The organism is Streptococcus oralis (assembly GCF_026782125.1).
Classification (GTDB): domain Bacteria; phylum Bacillota; class Bacilli; order Lactobacillales; family Streptococcaceae; genus Streptococcus; species Streptococcus oralis_CE.
Map to the genome: position 1 here is coordinate 159,417 of NZ_JAKUVY010000005.1, position 12,177 is coordinate 171,593.

Annotated in this window: 15 protein-coding genes; all 15 read left to right on the plus strand. The window is 36.8% G+C overall.

The annotated features are described in order from the left end of the window. Positions 1 to 161: 161 nt before the first annotated feature. The 15 genes from MK385_RS05475 to MK385_RS05545 all read left to right on the plus strand — a co-directional run bounded on the left by MK385_RS05475 (position 162) and on the right by MK385_RS05545 (position 12,136). Positions 162 to 4,673, plus strand: a complete 4,512-nt coding sequence (locus MK385_RS05475) for a S8 family serine peptidase (RefSeq protein WP_268725490.1) — start codon at positions 162 to 164, stop codon at positions 4,671 to 4,673. Positions 4,674 to 4,995: 322 nt separating this feature from the next. Then, a complete protein-coding gene (locus tag MK385_RS05480) occupies positions 4,996 to 5,496 on the plus strand; it encodes a modification methylase Sau96I (protein WP_268725491.1) in 501 nt (166 codons plus the stop codon). Positions 5,497 to 5,501: 5 nt separating this feature from the next. Beyond that, a complete protein-coding gene (locus MK385_RS05485) occupies positions 5,502 to 5,660 on the plus strand; it encodes a hypothetical protein (RefSeq protein ID WP_268725492.1) in 159 nt (52 codons plus the stop codon). Between the two features lie 294 nt (positions 5,661 to 5,954). Then, positions 5,955 to 7,448: a primase C-terminal domain-containing protein gene (locus MK385_RS05490; RefSeq protein WP_268725493.1), complete on the plus strand. Its 1,494-nt coding sequence runs from the start codon at positions 5,955 to 5,957 to the stop codon at positions 7,446 to 7,448. Between the two features lie 88 nt (positions 7,449 to 7,536). Beyond that, on the plus strand, positions 7,537 to 7,698 hold the full coding sequence (locus MK385_RS05495; protein WP_265479465.1) for a hypothetical protein: 162 nt from the start codon (positions 7,537 to 7,539) through the stop codon (positions 7,696 to 7,698). 8 nt (positions 7,699 to 7,706) lie between these two features. Beyond that, positions 7,707 to 7,910 carry a hypothetical protein gene (locus MK385_RS05500; RefSeq protein WP_000878299.1) on the plus strand — a complete coding sequence of 68 codons (204 nt, stop codon included), beginning with the start codon at positions 7,707 to 7,709 and terminating at the stop codon, positions 7,908 to 7,910. A gap of 15 nt (positions 7,911 to 7,925) precedes the next feature. Then, positions 7,926 to 8,348 carry a hypothetical protein gene (locus tag MK385_RS05505; RefSeq protein ID WP_268725494.1) on the plus strand — a complete coding sequence of 141 codons (423 nt, stop codon included), beginning with the start codon at positions 7,926 to 7,928 and terminating at the stop codon, positions 8,346 to 8,348. Continuing rightward, complete coding sequence (locus MK385_RS05510) at positions 8,345 to 8,791, plus strand: thioredoxin domain-containing protein (RefSeq protein ID WP_268725495.1); 447 nt, start codon at positions 8,345 to 8,347, stop codon at positions 8,789 to 8,791. The genes MK385_RS05505 and MK385_RS05510 overlap by 4 nt, the downstream gene beginning before the upstream one ends. 67 nt (positions 8,792 to 8,858) lie before the next feature. Further along, positions 8,859 to 9,083 (plus strand): multidrug transporter MATE, encoded by a 225-nt coding sequence (locus MK385_RS05515; protein ID WP_268725496.1) that lies wholly within the window; start codon positions 8,859 to 8,861, stop codon positions 9,081 to 9,083. A 60-nt stretch (positions 9,084 to 9,143) separates the two neighbouring features. Next, a complete protein-coding gene (locus MK385_RS05520; protein ID WP_084872781.1) occupies positions 9,144 to 9,395 on the plus strand; it encodes a hypothetical protein in 252 nt (83 codons plus the stop codon). Between the two features lie 60 nt (positions 9,396 to 9,455). Continuing rightward, a complete protein-coding gene (locus tag MK385_RS05525; protein ID WP_268725497.1) occupies positions 9,456 to 10,457 on the plus strand; it encodes a hypothetical protein in 1,002 nt (333 codons plus the stop codon). Between the two features lie 25 nt (positions 10,458 to 10,482). Continuing rightward, on the plus strand, positions 10,483 to 10,725 hold the full coding sequence (locus tag MK385_RS05530) for a hypothetical protein (protein ID WP_070458388.1): 243 nt from the start codon (positions 10,483 to 10,485) through the stop codon (positions 10,723 to 10,725). A 314-nt stretch (positions 10,726 to 11,039) separates the two neighbouring features. Continuing rightward, positions 11,040 to 11,480 (plus strand): hypothetical protein, encoded by a 441-nt coding sequence (locus MK385_RS05535; protein WP_007520128.1) that lies wholly within the window; start codon positions 11,040 to 11,042, stop codon positions 11,478 to 11,480. A gap of 16 nt (positions 11,481 to 11,496) precedes the next feature. Next, positions 11,497 to 11,832: a hypothetical protein gene (locus tag MK385_RS05540; protein WP_070458384.1), complete on the plus strand. Its 336-nt coding sequence runs from the start codon at positions 11,497 to 11,499 to the stop codon at positions 11,830 to 11,832. Continuing rightward, positions 11,825 to 12,136, plus strand: a complete 312-nt coding sequence (locus MK385_RS05545; protein ID WP_268725498.1) for a hypothetical protein — start codon at positions 11,825 to 11,827, stop codon at positions 12,134 to 12,136. Before MK385_RS05540 ends, MK385_RS05545 begins: the two co-directional genes overlap by 8 nt. The last annotated feature ends 41 nt before the right edge of the window (positions 12,137 to 12,177 follow it).

A 12,177-nucleotide genomic window follows, 5' to 3' on the forward strand; every position in this document is an offset into this window, starting at 1 on the left:
TTAGAAAACATTGGTTTGATAGAGCAAATAACACGAATAATAAAATTAAACAAGTAAAATATATACGTAAATATTACATTTTTGTGACAATTCAGATTTTTATGAAAATTTGTGATTATTTGCGCTATAATAGGTATAATTTAAATAAAAGGAGATTGTTTATGAATAGACGACAACGTTTTTCATTACGGAAATACAAATTTGGTCTTGCTTCAGTTTTATTGGGAACTGCTTTGGTTTTTGGAGCAAGTCAAGTCAGTGCCAATGAGCAGAGTACAGGTGAAAATCAAGCCCAAACTCAGGAAATCAAGACAGAGCTAAAAGATGATAAACACTCAAACTCTGCGACTGACTTAACTACCGCTAATGGGATAGCTCCAGTAGTTGGAGAGAAACAAGAAGCTGAAACTTCTAAAGAGAATGCTAGTAAACAAGATGCTAAGGTAGAAGCTCCAGTTGATAAAACTGCTGAAGCCCAAGGCTCAGGAAAAGATAGCGCAGTTGCAAATGAAGTAGACCAAGGTGTCGTCCAAAAAGAAACAATAGTAGATGCCAGTCCAGCGCCTGCTACTGAGAAGGCTTCTACCATAGAGAAAAAAGAGGCTCAAGCAACGACAGCTCCTAAAACTACTGGAGAAACAGCAACTACTGAAAAAGAACAAGAAAAAGCTGAGTCTGCAAAACCCAATAGTCTTTCAAGCAATGATATCATCACAGTACCGAAAACTTGGAAGGCTGGTTACAAGGGGACAGGGACGGTTGTTGCCATAATTGACTCTGGGCTTGATTTGAATCATGAGGTTCTTCGAATTTCAGACCCGTCAAAAGCAAAATTTAAAAACAAGGAAGCCATCGAAGCAGCTAAAAAGGCTGCTGGAATCGACTACGGTAAATGGTATAGCGATAAGGTTGTCTATGCCTATGACTACTTTGACGGAACAGATAAGATCAAAGAAGCAGAAAGAACTTCTCATGGGATGCACGTAACAGGGATTGCAGCTGGAAACCCTGATAAAGAAGCACCAAATGGGGAAAAGGTCTATGGTGTTGCACCAGAAGCCCAAGTCATGTTTATGCGTGTCTTTTCAGATCGCCAAAAGACGACAAGTTCGGCTCTTTATGTAAAGGCGATTGATGATGCAGTTGCCTTGGGAGCAGATGCCATTAATATGAGTTTGGGATCTAGCACTGGTTCTATGGTAGATGCTGGTTCTGATATTGTGGATGCCATCAAACGGGCTCGTGCCAAGGGAGTATCTGTCCTTATCTCAGCAGGAAATAGCAATACATTCGGAAATGGTTATTCAAAACCGCTAGCCGAAAACCCAGACTATGGCTTGGTTGGAAATCCATCCACTGTTGAAGACTCAATTTCAGTTGCTTCTGTCAACAACAAAACATTGACAACAGCGGTTTTTGAAGTCAAAGGTCTAGAGGGAAATGCCGGCCTTCATAACGGAAAATTTGATTATAATCAACCTGAGGCAGATAAGGATTTTGAAAAGGGAAAAGAGTATGAATATGTCGAAGCAGGGTTAGGTCGTGAAGAAGACTTTGCGAAGTTGGATTTAACTGGGAAACTTGCCCTCATTCAGCGTGGAGCTATGAATTTTTCAGAGAAGATCAAAAATGCACGAAAACACGGTGCAGTTGGTGCTTTGATCTACAATAATGTAGAAGGTGCAAACATCAATATGGCTATTGATGATGAAGCAAAGAAAATTCCTTCTGTATTTATTTCTAAACAGTATGGTGAAGCCTTAAAATCAGGAAACTACAAGATTGTTTTTAATGACAAGATGGATAATCGCCCATCCGATGTAGCCAATCAGCTATCTGACTTTTCAAGTTGGGGAGTGACCACCGATGGACAATTGAAACCAGACGTAACAGCTCCTGGTGGCAATATCTACTCATCCTTTAATGACAATACCTATGGTAGTATCAGCGGAACCAGTATGGCGGCTCCTCACGTTACGGGTGTTGCAGTTTTGGTTAAGGAATACCTTCAAAAACACCATCCAGAATTGACTCCTGAGCAAGTATCCGAGACTGTCAAGGCCTTGATCATGTCAACTGCAAAACCACATGTTAATAAGGACACAGGCACTTATACCTCTCCTCGTCAGCAAGGTTCTGGTATTGTGGATACAGCTGCTGCAGTGTCAACAGACCTCTATGTAACGGGTGAAAATGGTTATCCAAGTGTGACTTTGGGAAATGTTGGAGACCAATTTACTTTTAAGGTTACTGTACACAATATTTCAGATACTGACCGTACTCTCAAGATGGTAGTGAATACCAATACAGACGAGGTCCAAGATGGAAAATTCACCCTTCGACCTCGAAAACTAACGGAGACAGTCTGGCCTGAAGTGACAGTCAAAGCCCACAGCAGTCAAACAGTCACTGTTAAAGTGGATGCTCGAAAATTTGCTGCTGAACTCAGCAAACAAATGCCAAATGGCTATTTCCTTGAAGGTTTTGTTCGATTTGTAGATCCAGCAGATGATGGGGATGTTGTGAGTCTTGCATTTATGGGCTTCCGAGGAGAATTCCAAAATCTCCCTGCTGTTGAAAAACCAATTTACAATCTTGTCCGAGAAGGGAAAAATGGATTTTACACAGAAGTAGACAAGGAAAATCCTGCCGTTAACTACTCTAATGATGCTACCTATCTAGCAACCTTGCAAAATGACCTTCTAGTTTCTAAAGGTCAACGCCAAGGACGCCGAATTACCGTTCTTGGGATTGAACAAAATGCTGAAGGTAAGCAAGTTCTTCAGTTGGACGAAAAAGGGAATGTCCGTATTGCCATTTCTCCAAATGATGATGGAAACAAAGACCTAGTTGAATACAAAACGGTTGCTTTGAGAAATCTTGTAAATCTTCGGGCTACAGTTTATGCGGCTACGGATACTAAGCATGAACATCCTATTTGGGAGGGCGATGCAAAGGATCTTCGTAAGAATTATTTTGATGGTGACAGTAGAAATCTGAAGAGTTATATTCTAGATAATACTGCTTGGAGAGGCCAGGATTTTGATGGGAATACTGTTGCGGATGGTTTATATGACTATGTTATCAGTTATACACCAGACGTTCCAGGAGCTAAAGAACAATACACGACCTTCAAAATTCAAATTGATACTCAAAAACCTGTCATCACAAGTGGTTATATTCGCTTTAAAGATGGAAACCAAGAATTCGTAGCTCGCAAACCAAAAGATGTGGGTCAAGGTGGTATTCTTTCAGAAAAAGTCTTCTATATCACACCATTTGACCAGAAAGGGACCATGGTTCTAACTGGGAAAGACCAGTCTGGAACTCGTGCGCTTGAGAACACCCATCTGATTAAGGCCAATGCTGACGGTAGTTATACACTTCCTAAGGATGTTGACAAGGCTAATATTTACTATCTTGTAGAGGACTATGCAGGAAATGTAGACTATATCTCACTTGCTGAACTTGTGCGCGATCAAAATAGTGGTCGAGTGAAAATCGCCTTGAAGGATGCGAAAACAAACCAAGATATTGATACCCTATACGTCTATCGAATCAAAAATAGCAAGGGACAATATGTCGATGTTGACAAGACAAAAGCGATTCATTTCTTACAGTTTGGTCATTATACAGCAGAAATTTTCAGTTATGACCGAACAGAATTAAAATTTATCAGTGCCTTGTCCCAAGAGTTTGACTTGACGGAAGAAAATAGTTTCCAAACCATTACCTTCCTAGCAAATCTCTTAGAATATGCACCGGTATCTGTTTCCTTCAACCAAGCAGTTCCAAAGACGACTACAGTGGTTCTGAAAGGAGAAGATGGGACAAGTATCACTCTTCCTGCTGAAAAATACGGTCAATACGCCTTTGGTAAGAAAGTTGCTACAGGTCGTTATACTGTACAAGTCACCTTGCCAACTGGATATGAACTCCTTGAAAATCTCGTTTCCTTGCTCGTTCAGCCAGGTCGAAATAATGCTTTGCGTCTATCTGTTGTGTCTAAGTTAGCCTTGATTGCTGCGGTAAATCAACAAAAAGAACTGGTAGAAATGTCTCGTTACTTTAATAGTAGTGCAGATAAGAGAAAAGCTTATGACCAAGCTTTCCAAGTGGCACAGTCAGCCTTGTCAAGCAAGTTGAAGCAAGAATTGATTGATGGCGTTCTCGCTAGTCTTGAGGCTGCTGGTAAAGCTTTGGATGGAAAAGATTCGAACGTTACAGCCTTGAAAGAAGCTATGAAAGTATACTATGCAACGACTAAAACTGGACGTTATGCTAATGCCAAGGAAAAAGTACGTCGAGCTTATGATCGTGCCTTCCAAGAAATTGCCTTACTCGCTGTGGACCCTAAAGTCAAACAAGATCAAATTGACCAATCTCTTATTGCCCTAGCTACAGCTAAAAGTAAACTAAATGGCAAAGCTACTGACTTCTCTAGTCTGAAGAAACTGGTCAAGGATGAACGCCTTTTCCAAGAAAAGAACGCGAGATTTATCTATGCAGACAAGAAAGAAAAAGCAGCTTATCTTTTAACTTTTAAAGAGGCACAGGAACTCCTTAAAGATCCAGGAGCGAGCCAAGAAGATGTCAAAGATGTCATTACAGCATTGAAACAAGCCAAGAGAAATCTGCATGGCAAAAAACCAAAAGCAAGAAGACACCCTTAAACAGGAGTTTCTGAAGCTTTACTATTAAATGAGTCTGGAACTTTGTTTTCAGACTCAGTAAGTGGTAAGAGTTTTTAGAAAATCAAACGCTTTTATATTTTAGGAGAACGGAGAAATCTGTTCTCTTTTTTGTTCGCTTAAAAATCTATTTGAGAGGAGTTCAACGATGGTAGGATTAGAGATTGTAATGAATATAGACACGTTGGAAATCTTTGACGTTATCGATCATGATAAGAATGGAAACAGCGAACAAGCACCTACACCCATCCAATTAAGTTTGTTTGACTCAATGACGTGCATTTGACAGAAGGAGATAATCAGGATGGACAGAGAAGCGCTATACAATGAATTAATTCAAAGCGAACCATTAGGTTTCATTGATCCTTTTTCTGACCTTGGCGAATTTGATCCTCTTCAGCTGAAATTTAAACAGCCTGTCAAAGAGCTAGTGAATCGATATTCAGGAAAACCTTATAGCTTGGCATGGCAACATAAAATTATGGAAATGCGGAAGTTGTTTATTGCCTATCAGATAGCATTAAATGAAGAAGATAAGCAGATTAACTTTCAGAGAAGAACAAGAAGCGAAGAGTCCAAAGAACATGCTAATGCTATTGTCACAACCTATTTGAAACTGGGCTTTAGTTTTAAAGAGATTGAGAAGCGTGTTTCTTTATCTTACAAACAACTTCGTAGAGGATGGAGAAGAAGTGACCATGTAATGACAAGTAGTCCTGAATTTTATAGTAAACAGGACTTATCTGAAGGTTACTGTTTACCGAGTAAAAAGTTACCTAAAAGCATGAGAGTCAATGAGGAGTAATTATCATGAAAGAAGCAGTATTAACGAAAGCTATTTGTCAAAAATGCGGATGCACGTGGGAAACACCCTGTATTGATGAAAAATGGGGTTGCTGCTGGTGGATGGACCATGATGAGACTATTTGTAGTCATTGTTTTTGGAACTTAAATGAAGAGATGAAATGATGGGGAAACTAGAAAATTCAATCAGTATGATTTTGATTATGGGACTACTTTTAATCAGGTTAAATAGAATTAGAAACCATAAAGCGGACTACCTATCAGGTAAACGAGTTGGATATTTTCAGTCTCCAAAATTAGATTATTGGAATGATTTAGTCACGACAATTTTTAGCATAATTCTATCAGCCATTCTACTTGGAATTTCGCTATTCCTTCAGCTATCCAATTAGGCTGTAAAGTAAACGAAATTGCTATAAAAACAAAAATAGTTATAATTTCCCAAATATTAGGAGAAGTATGAAGTTACAAGAATGCTTTAGCTTAATCACAAAAGACGGATTAAGAACTCAAAAATTTAAGAATAGCCATCTACAGCTCATCTCTTCAGCTGAAGAAGGAAGACGAGGCTCTGTATTTGCTTATCGTTCAAAAGCGAATATGGTGAAGGCACGTGGTGTTGTTTTAACCTCTGTCGAATCATTGCTGGAGAACCAGGATCAATTTACACACTGGACTCCTAACGTATATTGCTATGGAAGCTATAGTGATGCTGGTCGACGGATTACACGTGGGCACTCTGAAGATAATCTTAGACAGATTAACACATTCTATATTGACTTCGATATTACCTCTGCAGCTGAAGAAATGACGACAGGAGATATTTTAACTGCTTCCTTGGAACTAGGTTTTATGCCGACGTTGATTCTAAAATCTGATAAAGGATTTCAAGCATATTTTGTCTTATCAGAATCGGCCTACGTTACAGCTCATTCTCAATTTCGAGTGGTAAAAGTGGCTAAAGCTATCTCTCAAAATTTGAGAAATTACTTTGCTCAAACTTTACCAGTAGATATGACCTGTAACCATTTTGGAATTGCTCGGATTCCTCGAACTGATAATGTTGAATTTTTTGAAGCTGACTATACCTATTCGTTCCAGGAGTGGTTAGATTGGTCGATGAAGCAATCAGAACTTCCTTTCCCAAGTAAAAAGCCCAATTTGACAGTTATTTCAGGCTCTGAAGGGGTGAAACAGATTGATGAACCTTGGTATCAATTGTTGATGAGAGAGGGAAATATCAAAGGTGGAAAAGCCTTGATGGGAAGAAACAACGTTCTTTTCACGCTAGCTTTAGCCAACTTCTCTTCAGGAATCGATCAGAAAGAATGTGAGGAAGTTCTTTCTAACTTTAATGCAAGTTTAGACGAACCACTCTCTTCAGCTGAATATCATAAGATTATCACAAGTGCCTATTCAGGAAAATATGAAGCTGCTAGTCGTGACTATGTGATGACTTTATGTAGAGCATGGATCAATCAGGAACTAAAGGCTTCAGATCTCTTTGTGAAGCAACGTTGGTACAAGTTTAAGAAGAAACGTGCTGACAGAAAGAATAGTCATCTTCATGAATGGAAAACAGACGTAATGGCCTATTTAGAAGGCTTCTATCAATCTGAGGATCCATTTATCCAGACGACAAAAAAAGAGATACGAGAGAATTTGAACATTCCTGAGCGTTCATTAGACAAAGTATTGAAGGTTCTCAAAACAGAACAAAAGATCTTCTTCACAGTCAAACATGGCCGTGGAGGAGGCATCAGATTAGCCTCTATCAAAGCAATCTTACTTTCCCTTATCCAGGTGAAGAAAGAACGTCAGGAGGCTTATATGGCCAATATTGCTGCTTTCTTTGAAGAAAGTATAGAGTTTACTCAGAGAGTGATAGAAAGGGTTAAAAATGGGTTTAAACAAACACAACAACTATCTCTATTTGAACTGGATATTGGATAATCAAAAAAACCCGTAAACTGCCTTACATTTATATCTACGATTATTGCATAGATATGTATGTATATAAAATAATCTATGGAGGAATGATATGATTTTGATTTTAGTTGGATTATTTAGCCTTATATTTGTAGGAGGATTTTTCTTAGTTCTCTCACTTATAGGGATTCGTCAACAAGTTCGTTTTGAAAACGGATATGATGCTGAGTTAGAGACAGATCAGCTGGCAATGATTGCCCAAAATAGAAAGTGAGAAGAAGAATGAAGTACGTAATTTTCAGTTTTGAATTAGGTGACTATATTTGTAATGGGGAGAATAAAGTTTTAGTTTTTGATACCTTGGGACTAGCTTTTCAGTATCTTCAAAAACATTATCGTAAACCACTTCCTGAACAAAGAAAAAAGAGATTGATTCACTATCCTGATGTGTATCAAGCTCCGTTTAGACTTCTAAAAGTTTGTTAGGAAGGGGAAAGGTCGATGTCAGAGTTATTCAAAATTATTCGAGGTTATTACCTGACAGGGGTTGGTCAGGAACCATTGGCTTATTATTTTAAACTTTCATCGGATAACTTAAAATTTGAGTCTATTTCTGCAGGGGATGTAGCTTTAACTTTTTATCAAAACGAGGAGAATATTTCTAGCATTCCAGCGATTGTTAGAGTAGATAGTGTTATCTCGAATGATAAAATGATTTCAGATTATATGCAGGAGGAGCTGAGGGATCATTATCCAATGTTGCCAATTGTCCGTGTATTGGATTCCGAGGAATTTGATCCTTTACTCTTTCAGGAAGTGATGACAACTTTTACTGATTTGAAGTCAGAAATGAGAGAACTGTCTAAAGTCAATTGTACCCAAGGATTTATTTTTGATTTTGTGGATGAGGAGGAAATAGGATGAGAGAACTTTTTAGCCACGTTAAGTTAGCACTAGGGGCTATTCTTGCCATTTTACTTGTGAGTCTTGCAGTTCTAGGAGGGTATAGGGTGTATAAAGATCATTTTATCTTAGATTATGATCCTCACCTTACTCAGAAAGAGTACCAGAATACTGTACTTGATCAAAATGTAAACCTAGTATTTTATAAAAAAGATTGTCCTTACTGTCAGGTTGGAAAAAGCGTTGTTGTAGAGGCAGCCAATAAAGGTTCTTATCCTACATTTTACATTGACACTCAGACAGAAGAAGGTCAAAAGTTGGTAGAAAAATACCAGGTTGAAAAAGCTGCAACTATCATCAAGATTCGTAAGGGAAAAATAAAGAAATATCTATATGCTTCAAGAGATTCAGAAGAAAAGATTGTAGCCGATGAGAAAGGAATCCAGGAGGCCATAAATGACTAAAAGGGTAAAGCTGAGTAAGTGGGGCGAGACAGCTTTTCAAAGATTGAAGTATGTCTAAGGAGGTAGTATGTATCAAATTTTAAATGCTATTGCGCATGGGGTGGTTGGAACTGTCTTGATTGCGATCTGGTTCGTACCGCTCTTCAGGATAACTATATGTGATAAATTTGGAAATGAAATCAAAACGAAAAGGTTGCCATTAGCCTTCTTAATGTTACTAAAAAGTGTTTGGCCTAAAAGTAGGGTTTCATTTATTTGGAAAGAATATAAGAAGCATGGGAATCAGAGATAAGCCATTATTATAAAACCATAAATAGATACTATTTAGAATTAGAAAGGTAAAAATAAGAATATGGAACAAAAATATTACGCTGTCCTTATGCAAATAAATGTTGGAAAAAGTGTATGGTTAGTCCCACAAAAAAGTGGGAAACTAGCTTGGTCAGATGAAATTAGTGGAACAAGGGTTTTTAATAGTTATAAGGAAGCTAGGGAAGCTGTTGAAAATCATTTTCTAGAGAATTTTAGATTTATTGGTTCATACAAAATTATAGAGTTCACTCATCAAGAACTGTTAGATTTTGAAATATTAACTGATGACTAAATAGTCCAAACTACTAATTTTAATTTATATTTCACATAGAATAGAAAGGATAGATCTCTCATGATAGAGACAGCAAAACGCTGGATTGAAAAGATAAAATCTAGCCCAATTTTGAAGCCATTTATTAAGATTAAAGTTTGGTTTCAAGAGAATATTATTAAGAGAAAACTAGTTATTTTCTCAATGTTGTTTGTGACCTGGTTAAGTCTTTTGATGGGAGCGATTTTCTCACCACAAAGACAAACATATACCTCAGAACAACTCAAAACAAAGCAAATTTTTGCGAATGGCAGTGGTGAGATGAAACTTGTCAGCCAGGAATATTCACCAGATACTGGAATTATCGTTTTACAATTTGAGACGAAAGATGCTACGACTTCGATAGATCGGGGCATCGATGCCAAACGATTGAAATGGAAACTCTATGCGCAACATAAAGACTCAAAAATAGAAATGGATGTTGTCCCAATCATTGATAATAAAGTATCAGTTATTATTAAAGGAGTTCCGAAAAATTTTGGTGCATTTGCGATCGATGTGACAAATCAGACAGTTGCTTCTAGCTCAATTGATGTGAATATTTCATCACCATCCAGTGACTCTAAAAAGGTTTCTCAGAAGAAATCTGGAGAAGAGGACACTGTACAATTCTTTGTAACTCCTCAAAATACTCAGCTTGAAATTAAAGCTATTGAGGTTGTCTCCAGAGAAGAATTTACTCTTCAGGAAATAGAAAAAGAGATCAATTTCCAGAATGAACAGTCTCAAAAATTGACAACCTCAATTGCTCAATTAAAGGAATCAATTGAAGATGATAATTCACGAAAAGCGAGTCTTCAAGCGGAAGCAAAATATCTAACGGGTGATGATCTCGAAGCCAATCAAAAGAATATTGCTACGCTGGATACAAACATCGAAACGAAGAACAGAACTATTGAAACAGCTTATAAAAACATTGAAAAGTTGAAGGCTAAATTGGAATCTTTGGACAAGAAAAAACAGGCAGTCAAAGATGGAACATTTGAATTTTCAAACCCTATTGAAACTGTAGAAATGAATTAAAGTGAGGCAAAATAAAGGAGAAAAAATGGAATTAATTTTTAGAATTTTTGAAGCACTATTATATAGTTTTGTAATGACACTCCTAGCATGGTTTTTAATTTACCCAATCTGTTATATACAGCTTCAATCATCTTCAAAGAAAAACAAAGTTATGTTGTTTCCAGCTTCAGTTGCAGGTGTAATTTTATTCTTGTCTGTTGCTCCTAAACGAGTCACAATTTTATCAGCAGAAGAGAGAAAACAACTTAAAAAGAATATAAAGAAGTAATAAAATTAGGCAGTTTAGAACAATATATTTTACAGAAATTAGGAGAAAAGTTGATGTTTATAAGTGTGTTTTAGTGTGTGTATGATGTGGCAGGGGGAAATTTGTAAGTGTGTAAAAGTAGGCGAAGCCGAGAAAATTGGGGACACTAGAAACGTTGATACTATCAACTTATCACAGGATGTGGTAACAGTTTCCCTTATGCTCTTTTATTAGGTATATGGGAGGAAAAAGATAGGCAAATTGCCTAGTCAAAATATGGTCAAATTTCCCCCTGCTTCACTCTATAAAAAATTAGTTTGGAAAATGGTGTGTTTATGGATAATTGGAAAACGATGTTAGAAGTTGCGAAAGAGTTGGGGATTACAAAAAGTTTAGTTAGATATCACCGTCAAAAATTGGAGGATATTGATATCAAAAAACAAGGTGGTGTAACATACATTTCCCCTCAGGGTGTTATGAAAATAAAGAGCTTTTTACGGTCAACGGATTATGATGAAAGCTTTGAAACAATAGTTAAAAATCAACTCAGTTTGATTCAAGAATTATTAATGAGTCGGACAGAGTTGTATAGAGAAAATACTAGAGATACTATTGAACAATTTCGAGAATTTTTAATTCGTTCACCAGATAGTTTAAAAGTTTTACATGAATTGGAGGAAAGGTCAAAAGGAACACCAGAGAATGAGTTTTATTTCGTACTTGCAGATTATATTGAATTGAAAAGTAAGAGGCATTATGATTTTTTGGTGGAGTAGAAAGGATGGATAATAAATGACTAACGGAAAACGAAGTGAGTTAAAAATTCGTGGATTAACTCAACTGGAAATTGATTATTTAAAATCACTTGCTAAAAAGAAAAAAGCAAAATCTTTTAATGAGTTTTTACTTCAGATTTTGCGTGAAAAAATTGAATTTGGGAGATTCAATAGAGCTCAAGAATTATATGTAGCTCATTTGGAAAATATGAAATTAGCTTCAGACCATATTAAAAACCAAGTTCAAAAACAAACAGAACAATTAGATAGTTTCAACGAAAAGATGAATTGTTATGGCGATCATATTTCACGTTGGCTAGAGTATGAAGGGGAGGTAGAATGTGATGACTAAAGATTTACTTATTCGAAACATACCAGAAGATATGTTTATTCAACTACATATGATGAAAAAGGAACAAAATTTTCCTTCTTTCAATGCGTTTATGTTAGTTCAGCTGGAAAAAATTTGTCAATTAGATGGCTTGAATTTATATGACAATGCCTTTTCTAAGAGTTTGACTGAAATTAAGGAACAGCAGAACAAAATTTTAGAGTTATTAATAAAAAATGAGATAACTATTTTGGGAGTTAGTGGAAAACAAAAAATAGTCGAAGAGCTGACAGTTAGCTGGTTAAATCGTGTTATGAAGGAGTGATTTTAGGCTAAAAGTTTGGTATAATAAAGCAAGTAAAACAG